This is a genomic window from Massilia sp. LjRoot122 (assembly GCF_964252725.1).
Lineage (GTDB): Bacteria > Pseudomonadota > Gammaproteobacteria > Burkholderiales > Burkholderiaceae_D > Telluria.
The window spans coordinates 18822-35184 of the sequence record NZ_CAXUPB020000001.1 but is presented as its reverse complement, the minus strand read 5'-3'; the positions used below and the strand labels follow the sequence as shown (position 1 = coordinate 35184).

The 16363-nt window shown below is 67.8% G+C and carries 16 protein-coding genes; 5 read left to right on the top strand and 11 right to left on the bottom strand.

What is annotated here, in order from left to right; translation table 11 throughout:
* Positions 1-86 precede the first annotated feature (86 nt).
* On the top strand, positions 87-557 hold the full coding sequence (locus ACSQ25_RS00140) for a GNAT family N-acetyltransferase (RefSeq protein ID WP_436103704.1): 471 nt from the start codon (positions 87-89) through the stop codon (positions 555-557).
* Between the two features lie 12 nt (positions 558-569).
* Here ACSQ25_RS00140 and nfsB read toward each other — a convergent pair whose 3' ends face one another.
* Positions 570-1223, bottom strand: a complete 654-nt coding sequence (gene nfsB / locus ACSQ25_RS00135; protein WP_436103703.1) for an oxygen-insensitive NAD(P)H nitroreductase — start codon at positions 1221-1223, stop codon at positions 570-572.
* Positions 1224-1246: 23 nt separating this feature from the next.
* Entirely contained in the window at positions 1247-2254 is a 1008-nt protein-coding gene (locus ACSQ25_RS00130) for a zinc-binding alcohol dehydrogenase family protein (protein WP_436103702.1), read from the bottom strand.
* 100 nt (positions 2255-2354) lie between these two features.
* On the opposite strand from ACSQ25_RS00130, the gene ACSQ25_RS00125 reads away from it, so the two are divergent.
* Positions 2355-3260 carry a LysR family transcriptional regulator gene (locus ACSQ25_RS00125; RefSeq protein ID WP_436103701.1) on the top strand — a complete coding sequence of 302 codons (906 nt, stop codon included), beginning with the start codon at positions 2355-2357 and terminating at the stop codon, positions 3258-3260.
* Here ACSQ25_RS00125 and ACSQ25_RS00120 read toward each other — a convergent pair.
* Together ACSQ25_RS00120 and ACSQ25_RS00115 are read right to left on the bottom strand one after the other, a co-directional pair.
* Positions 3257-4318 (bottom strand): NAD(P)H-dependent flavin oxidoreductase, encoded by a 1062-nt coding sequence (locus ACSQ25_RS00120; protein ID WP_436103700.1) that lies wholly within the window; start codon positions 4316-4318, stop codon positions 3257-3259. The two genes, ACSQ25_RS00125 and ACSQ25_RS00120, sit on opposite strands and share 4 nt — an antisense overlap.
* Positions 4319-4371: 53 nt before the next feature.
* Positions 4372-4989 carry a LysE/ArgO family amino acid transporter gene (locus ACSQ25_RS00115; RefSeq protein WP_436103699.1) on the bottom strand — a complete coding sequence of 206 codons (618 nt, stop codon included), beginning with the start codon at positions 4987-4989 and terminating at the stop codon, positions 4372-4374.
* A gap of 95 nt (positions 4990-5084) precedes the next feature.
* Here ACSQ25_RS00115 and ACSQ25_RS00110 point away from each other — a divergent pair, with 95 nt between their 5' ends.
* A complete protein-coding gene (locus ACSQ25_RS00110; protein ID WP_436103698.1) occupies positions 5085-5981 on the top strand; it encodes a LysR family transcriptional regulator ArgP in 897 nt (298 codons plus the stop codon).
* Here the strand turns inward: ACSQ25_RS00110 and ACSQ25_RS00105 are convergent.
* On the bottom strand, positions 5978-6430 hold the full coding sequence (locus tag ACSQ25_RS00105; RefSeq protein ID WP_436103697.1) for a hypothetical protein: 453 nt from the start codon (positions 6428-6430) through the stop codon (positions 5978-5980). The two genes, ACSQ25_RS00110 and ACSQ25_RS00105, sit on opposite strands and share 4 nt — an antisense overlap.
* A gap of 131 nt (positions 6431-6561) precedes the next feature.
* Positions 6562-8772 carry a PhoX family protein gene (locus tag ACSQ25_RS00100; RefSeq protein WP_436103696.1) on the bottom strand — a complete coding sequence of 737 codons (2211 nt, stop codon included), beginning with the start codon at positions 8770-8772 and terminating at the stop codon, positions 6562-6564.
* 156 nt (positions 8773-8928) lie between these two features.
* Here ACSQ25_RS00100 and ACSQ25_RS00095 point away from each other — a divergent pair, with 156 nt between their 5' ends.
* On the top strand, positions 8929-11253 hold the full coding sequence (locus tag ACSQ25_RS00095) for a PAS domain-containing protein (RefSeq protein ID WP_436103695.1): 2325 nt from the start codon (positions 8929-8931) through the stop codon (positions 11251-11253).
* Positions 11254-11260: 7 nt separating this feature from the next.
* On the opposite strand, the gene ACSQ25_RS00090 is transcribed toward ACSQ25_RS00095, so the two are convergent.
* The 3 genes from ACSQ25_RS00090 to ACSQ25_RS00080 are packed head-to-tail and all read right to left on the bottom strand — an operon-like array spanning position 11261 to position 12902.
* Positions 11261-11608: a YnfA family protein gene (locus tag ACSQ25_RS00090; RefSeq protein WP_436103694.1), complete on the bottom strand. Its 348-nt coding sequence runs from the start codon at positions 11606-11608 to the stop codon at positions 11261-11263.
* A 43-nt stretch (positions 11609-11651) separates the two neighbouring features.
* Positions 11652-12494: a helix-turn-helix domain-containing protein gene (locus ACSQ25_RS00085; RefSeq protein ID WP_436103693.1), complete on the bottom strand. Its 843-nt coding sequence runs from the start codon at positions 12492-12494 to the stop codon at positions 11652-11654.
* A 51-nt stretch (positions 12495-12545) separates the two neighbouring features.
* Positions 12546-12902, bottom strand: coding sequence for a nuclear transport factor 2 family protein (locus ACSQ25_RS00080; RefSeq protein WP_436103692.1), 357 nt, complete (start codon positions 12900-12902; stop codon positions 12546-12548).
* A gap of 156 nt (positions 12903-13058) precedes the next feature.
* On the opposite strand from ACSQ25_RS00080, the gene ACSQ25_RS00075 reads away from it, so the two are divergent.
* Positions 13059-13466, top strand: a complete 408-nt coding sequence (locus ACSQ25_RS00075; RefSeq protein ID WP_436103691.1) for a DUF2750 domain-containing protein — start codon at positions 13059-13061, stop codon at positions 13464-13466.
* 3 nt (positions 13467-13469) lie between these two features.
* Here ACSQ25_RS00075 and tssG read toward each other — a convergent pair whose 3' ends face one another.
* On the bottom strand, positions 13470-14558 hold the full coding sequence (tssG, locus tag ACSQ25_RS00070) for a type VI secretion system baseplate subunit TssG (RefSeq protein WP_436103690.1): 1089 nt from the start codon (positions 14556-14558) through the stop codon (positions 13470-13472).
* Positions 14522-16363, bottom strand: a complete 1842-nt coding sequence (gene tssF / locus ACSQ25_RS00065) for a type VI secretion system baseplate subunit TssF (RefSeq protein WP_436103689.1) — start codon at positions 16361-16363, stop codon at positions 14522-14524. Before tssF ends, tssG begins: the two co-directional genes overlap by 37 nt.

The window sequence follows — 16363 nt, the reverse complement described above, 5'->3', positions numbered from 1 at the left end:
GGAGACACTCCTGTCAAGGAAGGGCAAACCATTCTACGCCCATTTTTTATGCACGCAGCCGCCCGCTAGCGGCTATGCTTGGACACATGCCGATCCAACGCCAGGCCCTCGTGGCCGACATCGCCGCACTATGGGAGCTGCGCACCCGCGCAGTCAGGGTCAGCTGCGCCTCGCATTATGCGCCGCAGGTGATCGAGGCCTGGTGCGCCGCCGCGCCGCCCGACAGGCTGCCGCGGCTTCTGGAAGCGGGAGGCGGGCTGGTGATGGAAGAAGGGGGCCGGATGCTGGGCTACGCCATCCTCGACCTGGAAACGGGCGAACTCGATGCCGCCTTCGTCGACCCGGCAGAGCAGGGGCGCGGCATCGCACGGCAACTGCTGGCGGCGCTCGACGCGATGGCACGGGAACGCGGCCTGCACCGGCTCTTTCTATCCGCCTCGCTCAACGCGCTGCCCTTCTACGAGCGTGCCGGCTACGTGGCCGTGCGCCGCGAGACCTACCCGCACCGCAGCGGCCTCGGGCTGGAATCGGTGTTCATGGAAAAAACGCTGCCATGAACACCGGCAGGCTCAGACGAAAGTAAACGTCAGCTCTTGCGCCAGGCGCGATTTCGGCAGCCCGGCATTGAAGTCCGCTTCCGAGCTGTAGCCGAAGCTCGCCAGCACCACGCTGGCCAGGCCCTGTGCGTGCAGGCCGAATTCCTCGTCCAGGATCTTCTGGTCGAAGCCTTCCATCGGGGTGGCGTCGATGCCCAGCGAAGCGGCGCCCAGCAGGGCGGTGCCCAGCGCCAGGTAGACCTGCTTTTCCAGCCACTGCGGCATGTCGCGCGTGGTGTAGCGGTGGGTGCGCACATAGCCGCGCCGGCCCGCATCCTGCCCGGCGCGGGCGGCATCGTCGCGGAAGCGGCCGTCGCGCGCTTCCTGCGCCAGCAGGCGCTCCAGGTGGGCGTCGTCCATGTCGATGCGCGAGCAGAACACGATCACGTGCGAGGCGTCGAGGATCTTGGCGGCGTTGTAGCCGTAGCCGCCCTGGGCCGCCTTCGCCACGCGCGCCTTGCCTTCCGGCGTATTGGCGACGATGAAGTGCCAGGGCTGCGAGTTCACCGAGGACGGGCTGTGGCGCAGCAGGCTGTACACCTGCTGCATCAGTTCTTCGGGGACGCGGCGTGCGCTGTCGTAGGCCTTGGCGGTATGGCGCTTGCGGGCTGCTGCGAGAATATCCATCTTGTTTCCTTTTACTGTCAGTCTTAAAAATCTTCGAGCACGATCTTGCCGACCGCGCGGCCGCTCTCGATCAACGCGTGCGCGCGGCGCAGGTTCTCCGCCGAGATGCGGCCGAAGTGCTGGCCCAGCGTGGTGCGCAGCAGGCCGGCGTCGACCATCTGCGCGACGCGGTTCAGGAGTTCGTGCTGCTTGACCATGTCCGCGGTGGCGAACATGGAGCGGGTGAACATCAGTTCCCAGTGCAGCGAGATCGACTTGCGCTTGAGCGGTACGGCATCGAGCGTGGCCGGATCGTCGATCAGCGCGAACTGGCCCTGCGGCGCGAGCACCTCGACGATGGCGGGATAGTGCTGGTCGGTGTGGGTCAGGCTGATGACGATGTCCACCTCCGGGATGGTAATCGCTTCCAGCTGTTCCTGCAGGGGCCGGCCATGGTCGATGACGTGGTGGGCGCCGAGTTCGCGCACCCAGTTGCGGGTTTCTTCGCGGGAGGCGGTGCCGATAATCGTCAGCTTCGTGAGCGTGCGCGCCAGCTGGACCAGGATCGAGCCGACGCCGCCGGCCGCGCCGATCACCAGCAACGATTTGCCGGCGCCGCCGCCCTCGGCCACCTTGAGGCGGTCGAACAGCAGTTCCCAGGCCGTGATCGCGGTCAGGGGCAGGGCGGCCGACTGGGCGAAGTCCAGGCTGGCCGGCTTGCGGCCGACGATGCGCTCGTCCACCGTCTGGAACTGGCTGTTCGAACCGGGGCGCAGCAGCGAGCCGGCATAGAACACTTCGTCGCCTTCTTTGAACAGCGTCACCGCGGCACCCACGCCACGCACGATGCCGCTCGCGTCCCAGCCCAGCACCCGCGGTTCGGTGACGGGAGCGCCCAGGCGAATCTTGGTATCGACCGGGTTGACCGACACGGCGCGCACTTCGACAAGCAGCTCGTGCGGGCCGGCCAGGGGCATCGGCAGCTCGGTGTCCTGCAGGGACCGGGGGTCGCCGATGGGCAGGCCATGCTGGGTATACACTACTGCTTTCATGTTGAATCTCCGGTAAGTTTGCCTTGCCGGACATTCTAGTAAGGGCTCAGGCGCGGAAAAACCGGCCTGGAGCGATTTCACTTTCACAGCTAGAGAGAAAATGATCCGGCTCGACGACCTGGCGCTGTTCGTCCGCACCGCGGCCCTGGGCAGCTTTTCGAAGGCCGCGCGCGAGGTCAACCTGCTGCCCGGGCAGGCCAGCGCGGCGATCGGGCGCCTCGAGCGCGAACTCGACATCCGCCTGTTCGCGCGCTCGACGCGCAGCCTGCGCCTGACGGAAGAGGGCAGGCGCTACCTGCCCTTCGCCCAGGACGCGCTGCAGGCCCTGCGCGACGGCTTCGAGGGCATGCGCGGCGATGCCGGCGTTCTTACCGGTACGCTGCAGATCGCCGCGCCCTCGGACTTCGGGCGCAACCTGCTGTTGCCCTGGATTTCGGAATTCCGCCGCGACCATCCCGGCCTCGACATCCAGCTGCTGGTCTCGGACCAGGTGGCGGACGTGTTCCGCGATCCGGTCGACATCGCCCTGCGCTACGGGCAGATCGACGATGCCAGCTATGTCGCGCTGCCAGTCGCACCCGGCAACCGCCGCGTGCTGGTGGCCTCATCCGATTACATCGCGCGCCACGGACGGCCTGCCAGCCTGGATGAGCTGTCTGCCCACAACTGCCTGCAATACCGGCTGCGCGGCCGCGCCTACGACCGCTGGTCCTTCCCTGCTGCGGAAGGCGCGCGGCTGGTGCAGGTGGCGGGACGGCTGGTGAGCGACGATGCGGAAGTGGTGCGGCGCTGGGCGCTGGCCGGCGAGGGGATCGCCTATAAATCCTGGCTCGACGTCAGCGAGGACGTCGCGCAGGGGCGGCTGGAAGTACTGCTGCCGGAAGTGCAGGGCGAGCCCACGCCCCTGAACCTGGTCTGCCCGCACCGCAGGCAGTTCTCGCCGGCGGTGAAGCTGCTGCATGCGCTGGTCGAGGAGCGCTGCCGCCGGCTGGCACGCGGCATCTAGGCGGTTTCGTTCATCTCCGCTGCCAGCAAGGCGACCAGTTCGGCCGCCGGCATGGCGCGCGCCTGGGCGAAGTTGGTCCCGCCCCAGTTCACGGAATAGTCCTGGCTGCCCTTGGCCGATGCCGCGGCATGCAGGGCCTTGGCGGCGTCGTAGGTGATGGGGTAGTCCGGCAGCGGCGGGTGGCCGGCGGCGCCGACTTCGGTGAACAGGGCGTTGGCGATGCCGCGCGCCGGCCGTCCCGAGATAACCGCCGTCATCTCGGTCCGCAGGCCGCTGCCCGCCGCGATCAGGGCGCGGTGGTGCGGCGGCGCCATCGATTCCGGACAGGCGATGAAGGCGCTGCCCATCTGGACCGCGCTGGCGCCGTGGTAGAGCGCGGTGCGGATGTGTTTTCCGTCCATGATGCCGCCGGCGGCGACCAGCGGCAGCGAGACCTTGCCGTGCAACTGCTCCAGCAGTTCGACCGTGGGCAGGGCCGGATCGGGCGCGGAGGGATCGAAGATGCCGCGGTGGCCACCGGCCTCGATGCCCTGGGCGACGATCACGTCGATGCCGGCCGCCTCGATCCGCCGCGCTTCGTCGAGCGAGGTCGCGGTGGTGAACAGGACGATGCCGGCAGCCTTCAGCGCGTCGATTTTTTCCTGCGGCGGCAGGCCGAAATGGAAGCTGACCACGGCAGGGCGCTGTTCCAGCAGCAGCGCGAACATCGCTTCGTCCGCCAGGAAGCTGCGGTAGATTTCGCTGAGCCTGGCCGGCGGCTCGGCGCCGAAGCGTGCGAAGTGCGGCCGCAGCCATGCCAGCCAGGCGGCTTCGCGCGCCGGGTCGGCCTGCGCGGGCGCATGGGTGAACACGTTGACGTTGAAGGGACGGTCGGTCTTCTCGCGCACCGCCGCGATGGCCGCGCGCGCCTGCTCGGGCGTCGAGGTGCCGACGGCGATCGAGCCCAGCCCGCCCGCCTGCGAGACGGCGGCGGCCAGCGCCGGGGTCGAGATGCCCGCCATCGGGGCCTGGATGATGGGGTAGCGGATGTCCAGCTTTGACAGCAGGTCGTGGCTCATGGTGCGGCTCCGGCAGGTCTGGTCAGGCCATCAGTATAGCCAGACCCGCAGGATCACGCGCCGCGCACCAGCAGGAAGGCCAGCACCAGCATCAGCGAGCCGGTACAGGCTTCGATCGCACGCCATACCGCCGGACGGCCAAGCACGGATGCGAAGCGCTGCGCACCGAGGCCAAGCGCGGAGAACCACAGCACCGAAGCCGTCATCGCGCCGAGGGCGAAGGAGGGACGGGCGTCGCCGGCCAGGCTGCTGCCGACCGCGCCGAGCAGCACCACGGTGTCGAGGTAGACGTGGGGATTGAGCAGGGACAGCGCCAGCACGGTGGCCAGGGCCCGGCCCAGGGTCTGGCTGTTCGCATCCGCCGACGCTGCGAGCGCGGCGCCGCCGCGCAGGCTGCTCTTCCAGCAGCGCCAGCCGTACCAGACGAGGAAGACGGCCCCGCCGTAGCGCGCCACCGCCATCAGGCTGGCCGAGGCCTGCACCAGCGCGCCCAGGCCGGCGATACCGAGCGCGATCAGCGTCACGTCGACCACGATGCAGGTGGCAACCGTGGCCAGCACGTGCTCGCCGCGCACGCCGGTGCGGATCACGTGGGCGTTCTGCGCGCCGATCGCCATGATCAGGCTCGCCCCCAGGCCCAGCCCCTGCAAAAAAACCTGTTGCGAAAACATGATGCTCCTTCACGAAAGTCACCATGCTCATCCACCCGCGTCTTTAATTCAAATATATTCATGATTTCTAAACTTAGTTAAGAAAAACTGAATATATGCAGATCGATCCCCGCCGCAGCGCCGCCTTCATCGCCGCCGTCGACACCGGCAGCCTGGAAGCAGCGGCCGCCCAGCTGGCCCTCAGCCCCTCGGCCGTCTCGCAGCGCATCTCGGCGCTGGAACAGGACTTCGGCACCCCGCTGCTGGTGCGCAGCCGGCCCTGCCGCCCGACCGGGCCGGGCACGCGCCTGCTGCAGTACCTGCGCCGTTCCAGCCTGCTGGAATCCGAGTTTCTGGCGGAGATGGGGACGGACGAGGGCCTGGGACGGGTCGCGCTGGCGGTCAACAACGACACCCTCGCCACCTGGCTGCTGCCGGCGCTGGCGCCGATCCTGGCGCGGGAAGGCTTGCTGGTGGAATTCGTGCTCGACAACCAGGGCCACACCTTCGCCCTGCTGGAGCAAGGCCGCGCGGTGGCCTGCGTGGCGGGCGAAGCGACGCCGATGCACGGCTGCAGCGTGAGCCCGCTGGGTCTGATGCGCTACCGGATGGTGGCCTCCAGGGCCTTCGCCCAGCAGTATTTCGCCGACGGTTTCAATCGCGAGAACGCGCGCCGGGCGCCGGTGGTGGTGTTCGACCGCAAGGACTCGCTGCAGTCGGCCTTCCTGCTAAGGCACTTCGGCCTGCCGGAAGGGGCCTACCCCTTCCACTACGTGCCGGCCAGCGACCCCTACGTGGCGGCGATCCGGATCGGCATGGGCTACGGCATGCTGCCGATGGAGCAGTGCGGCGCCATGCTCGAGGATGGCAGCCTGGTGGACCTGGCGCCCGAGCTGACCGTGGACGTGCCGCTGTACTGGCATGCCTGGCGCATCCAGCCGCCGCGGCTGGAGCGCATGGGTGCGGCCCTGGTGGCGGCTGCGCGCGAGGTGCTGCTGCCGCTGCCGGTCTAGGAAGCGCGTACCAAAGTCAGGCTGGCGCGCTGGCGGCGCTCCGGCACCTGGGCCGGCGTCACCGGCAGCCACTGCGCCACGCCCCACAACAGCTCGGGGACCAGGAATAGCCAGACCAGCGGCAATCCGCCCTGCAGCAGGGCCCAGGCCATCCAGGCCGAGAACATGAAGCGTCCGATGCCGTCGTAGTGGCCAAGCACCAGGCTCGGTTCGCCCAGGCGCATGAAGGACCACAGCATCACCAGGCTGCCCATCAGGCAGGTGATCAGGACGTGGACCAGCCCGAAGGCCGGCAGCGGCGCCCCGCCGAGCCAGACATTCGTCTCCGACAGCTGCGGATAAACCAGGGCGAAGGTCCAGGGCGTGGCGAAGGGCGCGGTGACGAAGATGTCGTACAGGGCGCTGGCACGGGTGATGCGGTGGTAGGTGGGAAGCGATACGGTCAGCATGATGTGCTCCTGCGGCAGGAATGGTGCATCCCCGATGCTGGCATGCCTTGAAGGACCGAGCCTTGCGATGGACGAAAAAAAGGGCTGGACGCCTGCACGCCAGCCCCAAAGATGGGAGAAGTGAAGTCCGGTCAGGTACCGATGCGGCCACCGTCGTTCTTGGTGATCACGATGGTCGCCGAGCGCGGGCGCTTGCCGGCGCCGTAACCGGCGTTCGACGGCCACTGGCTGGTGTACTTGGCCGGGTCGGCGAGGTTGCCTGATGCGGTGTTCTCGCCCGGGTGCTGGATGTTCACGAACAGCGCCTTGCCGTCCGGGGTCTCGGCGATTCCGGTGATCTCCGAACCGACCGGGCCGACCAGGAAGCGCTTGAGCGTGTCCGCGGTGGCGGCCTTGCCGACGTAGCTGTCCACCGCCAGGGTGCTGCCGTCGGCGCGCGGGTAGCTCAGCGTGAGCTTCTTGCCATCGCCCACCTGGCCCGGCACGCCGGCCAGCATCATGCAGTTGGTGACGTCGGTATAGGCGCCGTCATCGGTCTGGATCCAGCAGATGCCGGTGGAGGTACTGAAAGCCAGGCCGTCCGGGCTCGAAAAGTCCTGGTCGGCGGTGAGACCCGACAGGTTGACTTTCGAGGCATCCGCACCGGCTTCGGCGCCGAACAGGTAAACGTCCCAGGTGAAGCCGGTGGCCGTGGAGCCGGCGGCGCCTTCCTTGACGCGCACCACATGGCCGTTCGGGTTGCCCTGCTGCGCGCTGCTTCCCTTCATGTCGGTGTAGACACGCGGGTTGGCGCCGTCCGGTGCGGCCTGGCTCGAGCCGCTTGGTTCGACGCGACGATTGCTGTTGTTGGTCAGCGTGAAGTAGATCTCGCCCGTGCCGGGATGTACCGAGCACCATTCAGGGCGGTCCATCCTGGTCGCGCCGACTGCATCGCCGGCCAGGCGAGCATTCACCAGCACGTCGGCCTGGTCGGCGAACTTGTAGCCGGCGTAGGAAGCGATTGCCTGATTGCTGATCGACAGCTCGATCCATTGACCGCTGCCGTCGGCGGCGAACTTCGCGACGTACAGCTTGCCGCTGTCGAGGTACTTGTCGCCGGTGGCGATGCGGTCGGCGGCGGTCGCGTCGGCGGCGGACCAGACCGCGCTCGACACGAACTTGAAGATGTACTCATTGCGCGAATCATCGCCCATGTACACGGCCAGCGGCTGGCCCGCGACCGGTTTGCCGAAGACGGCGCTCTCGTGGGCAAAACGGCCCAGCGCGGTGCGCTTCTTGATGGATTTACTCTTGTCGTAGGCGTCCATCTCGACGATGTAACCCATGCCGTTCATCTCGTTGCGGTAGTCGTCGCTGCCGTCGACGGAAGCGCCTTTCTTGCTGATGTCCCAGCGTGCGTACTTGTCCTCGGTACCGCCGGTCTCCCAGCCGTGGCGCGAGGCCGCGCCCTGGCTGCGGCCATAACGGTTCAGCGAGGTGACGCTCTTGTCGTTGCCGCGCGCGGCGTTATCCTGGGCGCCGCGGATGAAGTAGTTCGACCAGTTCTCTTCGCCCGACAGGTAAGTGTTCCACGGGGTCCTTCCGGTGCCGCAGTTGTTCAGGGTGCCGCGGATCTTCGTGCCATTGGTCGAATATTTGGTCACTACCAGCGCATTGCCGCGCACCGGGCCGGAGAGTTCGACATCGGTCTGCTGGTGCACGCGGCGGTTGAAGCTGGACTCCTTCAGGTATTCCCACTTGCCTGCGTTGCGGCGCACTTCGACCACCGACAGGCCGTGCAGCGCCATTTCCTTGTCCACTTCCGCGGCCGGGCGCGGCAGGCTCTGGGTACCGCCGTTCGGGTGCACGAAGTGGGACGACAGCTTTTCGTCGGTGGTGGCTTCATGGTTCATCGCCAGCAGGCCGCGATCGTTGGCACTGGTGGATGCGGTACCGGTGGCGGACAGCGGGAAGAATTCCATGCCGTCGTGATGGTCGCCGGCGCGGTTTTCCATGTCGGTGTCGGTGCCGTCGTTCTTGAACGCGGCGGTATTGGCGGTCAGCGGATCGCCCAGCGCGTACAGCACGCTGGCGGTGTAGCCGGCCGGGACGACGACGGCATCGGCCAGGCTCTTGGAGACGGCGCTGAAACCGAGCAGCTTCTCCGGCGGGTTGGTGGCCACCGGCGGGGCGGTGACGGGTTCGTTGTCCGAGCCGCCGCAGCCGCTCAAGCCGATGGCGCCCAGCAGCGCGGAGGCAGCGGTCGCTGCGCCGCCGCGCAGCAGGCTGCGGCGGCTCAGGCGGGCTTCGAGGACGGTGCTGAAGTGTTCGTTCGACGAAACGAGGTCGGTCGGCTTGTTCACGGGTAATCCTGTTGGTTGTTAGGAAAAGTCCGTGCATGGTAGGCAGCGAACATGACGGCTTTGTGACCATTCGATAACAGTTGTGTGACATTCGCTAAGCCGGCGCCGGGCGAAAATGTATGCAGATATACTTCCCGCACCCAACAAGGACCTCCGATGCAGGACAGCAGCAGCACCGTCATGGCGCTCGACCCGGCCACCCTCGGCTACCAGCTCTTCGAAGCCAGCCCCGACTGCGTCAAGCTGCTCGACGCGGAGGGTCATATCGTCGCGATCAACCAGAATGGCGTGTGCGCCATGGAACTCGACGGTAAGGATGCCGTCCGCGGACGGCCCTGGCTGGCATTCTGGCCGGAAGCAAAGCAACCCGAGATCCAGGCCGCCATGGCCGCGGCACGCGCGACCGGCATCGCGCGCCTGCGCGCGCCCTGCCCGACCGCGCGCGGCACCCTCAAATGGTGGGACGTCACCATCAGCCGGGTCGGGCAGGACGGCCTGCTGGCGACCTCGCGCGAGGTCACCGACCAGGTGCGCGCCGATGCCGAGCGCGAAGGCCTGATGGCCCAGCTGCGCAGCGCCAAGCAGCGCATGGACGACGTGTTCCGGCAGGCGCCGGCCTTCATGTGCGTGTTCACAGGGCCGGACCACGTGTTCGAGATGGTGAATGCGCGCTACCTGCAGCTGGTCGGTGGGCGCGAATCGATCGGCGTACCGCTGCTGAAGGCGCTGCCGGAGCTCGCCGGGCAGGGTTTCATCGAACTGCTGGACGGGGTGTACCGCAGCGGCGAACCGGTATTCGGCACCGACGTGCCGGTGATGCTGCAGCGCTCCCCGGGCGCGCCGCTGGAGCGGCGCTTCGTCGACCAGGTCTACATGCCGCTGCGCGAACCCGACGGCCGGGTGACGGGCATCCTGGTGCACGGCATCGACGTGACCGACCGCACGCTGGCGGCCGAGAAGCTACGCGCCAGCGAGGAACGCTACCGCACCCTGTTCGAATCGGTCGACCAGGGCTTCTGCATCTTCGAGATGATCTTCGACGAGCAGGAGCGGCCGGTGGACTACCGCTTCCTCGAGATGAACAAGATGTTCGAATCCCACACCGGCCTGCGCGACGCCGTGGGCCGGACGGCGAAGGAGCTGGTCCCGGACCTCGACGGCGTCTGGTTCGAGACCTACGGGCGGGTCGCGCAGACCGGCGAGCCGGTGCGCTTCGAGAGCGAGGCGCCGGCCATGGAACGCTGGTTCGACGTGTATGCCACCCGCCTCGGCGGAGCGGGCAGCAAACGGGTGGCGCTGCTGTTCAGCGACATCACGGACCGCAAGCGCTCCGAGGATACCCTGGTCAAGCTGGCCAGCGACCTGGCGGAAGCGGACCAGCGCAAGACCGAATTCCTGGCCACGCTGGCGCATGAACTGCGCAACCCGCTGGCGCCGATCCGCAGCGGCCTGTCGGTGATGCGCCTGCACGGCGACAACGCCGCCTCGGTGGCGCGGGTGCGCGAGATGATGGAACGCCAGGTCAGCCACATGGTGCACCTGATCGACGACCTGCTCGACATCGCCCGCATCAGCGGCGGCAAGCTGGAACTCAAGAAGGAGCACGCCGACCTGCGCACGGTGCTGTCGAGCGCCGTCGAAACCAGCCTGCCGCTGATCGAAGCGGCACGCCACGAGCTCTCGATCGAGGTGCCGGATGCGGCGGTGCCGGCCGAGGTCGACGTCACCCGCATCGCCCAGGTGGTGGCCAACCTGCTCAACAATGCAGCCAAGTACACGCCGGCCGGCGGCCGCATCGGCCTCTCGATGCGGGTGGAAGGCGAGGAAGCGCTGATCGCGGTCTCGGACAACGGCATCGGCATTCCGCAGGAGGCGCTGTCCGCGGTATTCGAGATGTTCAGCCAGGTCGGGCACCACCTCGCGCGCGCCCAGGGCGGCCTCGGGATCGGCCTGTCGCTCGTGCGCCGGCTGGTGGACATGCATGGCGGGACGGTGTCGGCATCCAGCGCGGGACCGGGAAGCGGCAGCGTGTTCACCGTGCGCCTGCCGCTGGTGCACGCAAGGCCGGCGCCGGCTCCCGACGTCCGTCCGGATGACAGTGACGGCAGTGCCGTGGAAGGCACGAAGATCCTGGTGGTGGACGACAACGTCGATGCGGCGCTGACCCTGTCGATGATCCTCGAGGCCTGCGGCTACGCTACCCGGGTGGCCCACGGCGGCGCGGAGGCGCTGGAGGCCGCGAAGGCCTTCCGGCCGCAGCTCGCCTTCCTCGACATCGGCATGCCCGGCATGGACGGCTACGACACCGCCCGCGCGATGCGCCAGATCGCCGGGCTGGAAAACATGACGCTGATCGCCCTGACCGGATGGGGCGCCGACAGCGACCGCCAGAAGTCGCGCGAGGCCGGCTTCGACCAGCACCTGACCAAGCCGGTGCAGCTGGACGTGGTGCAGGATCTGTTAGCGAAGCTGACCGCTTGATACCGCGTCAGGCCTGGCGGTGGCCCAGCGCGATGCAGGCCGCCCCGGCCAGCGCCAGCGCCACGCCGGCATAGTCGCTCCACACCGGCTTGATGCCGTCCACCACCCATAGCCAGGCCAGCGCGGTGGCGATGTAGACCGCCCCGTAACTGGCGTAGACGCGGCCGCTGGCGGCCGGGTGCAGGGTCAGCAGCCACACGAAGGCCACCAGGCTGAGGGCCGCCGGCAGCAGCAGCCATGCGGAACCCTTCCCGGTCAGCCACAACAGCGGCAGGTAGCAGCCGAGCAGCTCGGCGATGGCGGTGACGAAGAACAGGCCGGCCATGCGGCCGAAAGGCAGGAAATCGAAGGACATCGGTGGGTGCGCTTGTGGAAAACGCCAATCTTATCCCCAATCCTCAGCCCAGCGCCTGCGCCTCGAACCACTGGCGGCTCGCCGCATCCGCCGGGAAGAAGGATTCCAGCCGCAGTTCGTGCACGGTGACGTCGTGCGGCGTACCCAGGGTGGTGATGGTGGTGAACAGGTTCAGCGTGACGGCGTCCTTGCGCAGCTGGACCGGCAGGAAGGGCAGGGCGCGGCGGTCGAGGTTAGGCTGGCTGGCCGCCTGCGCGATGCCGGGCAGCGCCATCAGCTCGTCCAGCAGCCGGGTCGCTTCGCTGCCTGGGCCGTCGCCCATGGCTTCGCGCTGCACCCACTGCAGCAGGTCGGTGCAGACGTCTTCCCAGTTCACCAGGTGGCGCCGCAGCCCGTTCGGGTCGAGGGTCAGCTTGATGACGTTGACCGAGCCGTCGCGCGGGATCGGCGCGTGGGCCGGCATGCCGAGGAACCAGCGCATCATGCGCGCCGCCGGCTCGTTTGCCATCACCAGGTTCCACAGCCGGTCGACGACGAGGGCCGGATAGGGCGCCTGCTGGGCCAGCATGAAGTCGAGCGCCTGCATCACGGCGGCCAGTTCCGGATCCTGCAGGCAGCGTTCACGGTAGGCCGGCGCGAAGCCGGCCGCCAGCAGCATGGCGTTACGCTGGCGCAGCGGAATGTCGAGCACCAGGCCCAGCTTGAGGATCAGGTCGCGGCTGGGAGCCGCCCTGCCCGTCTCCAGGAAGCTCAGGTGGCGCTGCGAGATGCCGGCGTCGACCGACAGTTTCAGCTGGCTGAGCCCGCGCTTGCCGCGCCAGTAGCGCAGCGCGGCGGCGAAATCGCTGAAGTACCGGTGTTCCACCCCGCCTGCGACGGTGTCCATGCAGCCTCCCTGTCAGATTGCGGCCGATTGTGGCCCAAGGCTTCCGCGAACTCAAGCCTTGTCGAGGAAGCCGGTGACGCTGGCCAGGCGTCCGTCGCCGGCGATCACAGCGACGTCGGTGCCGTGGGCCACGCTGTCGCCATCCGGCGCACGCAAGGTCCACGAGAAGCGCACTACGTTGTTGTGCCCGTCCGGGACGCCGGCCAGCTCGAAACGGTGCCCCGGAAAGTGCAGCTGGGCGCCGGCGATCAGGGTCTCGATGCCTTCGTGGCCGCTGCCCTGCATCATCGGATCGACGTAGCGGGCGTTGGCGGTGAACAGCTGGCGGACGTGGGCGCGGCGGGCGGCGCCGTCGGCTTCGTTCCAGGCTGCCAGGTACTGTTGGGCAATCGTGCTTGCGTTGTTCATGATTATCTCCTGTGGTGGTTGGCGTTTCGACAGGAGCCATTCTGCGCATCCGCGTGTGCCGTGGCGATTACCTCCCAGGTAATCATCCGTGCCTGCGCCACCGATTCGCGATCCGGCGTATCCTCACAAAGAGAGCAATTTTCGGCGGTGGATATCTTGAGCGAGCAGACACTTTCAGCAATCAAGCTCGGCGCGCAGCAGCTGGCGGACGTGGTCACCCTGCCCGCGCAGCAGCGCTATGCACACTTCGTGCAGCAGGTGGCGCAAACGGGAGAAGTGTGGGGGCTGTACCGCGACGGCTGGGCGCTGGCCAAGACCGACGACGGCACCCTGGTGTTCGCCATGTGGCCGGCCAGCGAATTCGCCGACCTGTGCGCGGAATACGAGTGGGACGGCTACGAACCGCAAGCCTTTCCGCTGGACGACCTGATGAGCGACCTGCTGCCGCAGCTCGAAGAAGACGGCGTGCTGCCGGGCATTTTTTATACGCCGGGCGACCGCGGGCTGACGCCGACCGCCTACATGCTGCGGGTGGACCTGGAGCGCGAGATGGACAAGCGCTGATCCCTAGACATTCAATTCGTAGCGCACGTCGCGCCGGTCTTCCGTCTGCAGGCCCTCGACCAGGTAGGCATCCCAGCCCAGGCGGCCTTCATCGCCCTCCAGCCGCACGTTGCGCACGTCCGCGGCCAGCAGCACCAGCTCCACTTCGTATTCGAGCGACAGGCCGGTAAACATCGCCAGCATGCTGCGCAGCGCCCGTGCAGCCAGGCCGCCCGGCAGGAAGTCGTTGAAGCCGGGCCGGTCCAGCGGTCCCACCACCAGCCGCAGCCGCAGGTCGCGCTGCCAGACGCGCGCGCCGGCGATCGTGCTGGCGCCGAGCAGCGCATGGTCGCTGCCCAGCATGGTCTGCTGCTCGGGGGGCACGGCATACCAGCAGCCGACGAACTGCTCGGCGACGACCTGCTGTCCGAAGTACTCCGACAGCACCCGCGCCAGCTGCACGCTCGAGGCCGGACGCTGGCGCATCGAGCCGGCAAAATAGGCGATCGACTCGTCCAGCACCGCGCCCTCCACGCTGCCGGACAGGCGGCCGCGCAGCGCGCCATTGCCCAGTCCGGCGAGGCTCAGGAGCAGGGGCAGGAAGGCGTCGTGGCCGTCCAGCTGGTATTGCAAGGCCAGCCGGTACTTGCGCCAGGCTTCGTAGAACAGGGCCAGCGAGCGGTTCGAGAAGGTGTCGAGGAAGGCGCGGGCGCCTTCCGCTTCGTCTTCTCCCTTGGCCTGCGACTGGTGCTCGGCAATGCGCTCGGTGTAGTGCAGGGGCAGCACGCCGTGGCTGCCGAGCAGGCCCATGAAGGAAGGCGTCAGGCACACATGCTTGAGCGCCCCCGCGTGCAGCGCGGCGGCAAGCGCCGCCGGCTGGGTAGCGATGTCGCGCGGTTCGGCCTGGATGGCTTCGAGCTGGCTGGGCGGAAAACCGAGCGACACCGAATTCTGGAAGCGCAGGAAGCGCGCCACCAGGTCGCGCGAAGGCTCGCCGCGGCGGCGCAGCCACAGCTCGAGCAAGCGCACCGCCTGCACATAGTCGAAGCGGTAGGGCTCGCGGAACAGGCGGTCGATTACAGCAGGCTCATATCGCCGCTGCGTGGCTGGCATGTCAATAAGTCTTCTCCGGTTTTGCTCGATACGATCACCAGCTGGGTGAAGCTGTTGGCATGCACGTACAGGGCCAGGAAACGCTCGACGATCTGGGCGAAAGCGTGGATGCCGCTGCCGACGAAGGCCTCTTCGTCGATGCTGAGGCGCACCTCGACGCCGCGTACCAGGCAGGTAAACGGGTTACCGGACAGCCAGGCGGTGGTGGCACGCTGGACGATCGCCTTGACGCCGCCGATCTGGCGCTGCGAGGACGGAGAACGCGGCAGGTCGTACAGCGCCAGAATCTCGCGGAAGGCATCGACGCCGCCGTCGGCCAGCGACAGGTGGTTCAGCGCCAGGTGCGAGATCAGGCGCCAGTGCGCCCCGCGCCCGCTGGCAAAGCGGTAGGAGGCGCTCGGCTTGCGCAGGAATGCGATCGCGCGCACGCTCGATCCGCCTTCGAGGAACAGGTCGCCGCCCTGCTGGCCATAGGGAAGCAGCGCCGGCAGGTCGCGGTTGGTGCAGGTCAGTTCGATGTTCAGGGTGTCGGTTTCCACTTCGGCCGGATCGAAATCGATGTCGACGATCGATACCTGGGTTTCGAAGCCGGGGCTCCGGTCGGCCAAGGCCTCGTCGCGCCGCACCGCGTAGTAGTGGCCGGCGTCTTCCGGCGTCTGCGCATGCTTGAGTGCATAGAAGGGGCGGAACTGCACCAGGGTTTCACCCTGCGGCGTCTGGCGGATGAGGCTCAGCGATTCGATCGCATAGACCTCGTAGGCGTAGGCGCGGCGCGCGTCGGCCAGCACCGGATAGCTGGCCGTGGTGTGGGTCACGCGGATCGGTTCGCCGCGCTGGCGGAACAGGTTGATCACCGGGGTGCAGCCGAGCAGCACGTTGTTGGTCGACAGGGTGCCGAGCATACGCGCGAGGTTCGAGTCGGAGCGCAGTCCGGACAGGGCCAGGTGCAGGGTCAGGGTGCGCGCACCGGGCGGCGCGTGGGCGGCCAGCGCCTGCAGATCGATGTCGACAAAATTGAACTTCTCGGGGAAGCTGAAGTATTCGGTCAGCAGGCGGTAGGCCGCATGTGAGCGCGCCGGGAAGTCGATCAGGGATTCCTCGTCGTCGAAGCCGGCCGGCCGCACCGGGACCGCGGGCAGCGCGCGCCAAACGCCGCTATCGTCGGCTTCCACCCAGGCCGCGACGCTGCGCATGAACAGCGCATCGCGCAGGGCGGCGCAGAACGAGGGTTCGCCGTCGAGGAAGACGCGCAGCAGCGGCAGCCCGAGCTGGGCGATCGAGCCCTGTTCGGCGGTGCAGGCGATCGTCAGGCTGATGCTGGAGGACGCGGTGCCCGGCAGCCGCACGGCCTCGGGGGCATCGATGATGGCCGAGAAGGCCGCCCTGGTGAGCGCCAGCGGCGCCACAGTGACCGGATACACGGTGCGGAAGGTGCAGGCCGCGCCGCGCACCGGGCGCGTGTTCAGTTGGGTGCCGCGCGCGATCACGCTGGTCCCGGCCTGCTTGGTCGTGCCGCCGAAGTCCATGCGCGCGATCGAGCAGGAAGGGAAGGGACGCAGGTAGTGCGGGTACAGCACCTCGAACAGCGCTTCGGTGAATTCCGGGTAGTCGTCGTCGAGGCGCTTGGCGATGCGCGCATTGAGCAGCGCGAAGGATTCGATCATGCGCTCGGTGTGCGGGTCTTCGCAGACTTCGCCGCTGATCAGGAGGCGCCCGGCGATGCGCGGGTAGCGCTCGGCGAATTCGCGCAGGTTGCGGCGCAGGTAAGCGAGTTCGCTTTCGTAATAGGGGAGCATCTGTTCCAT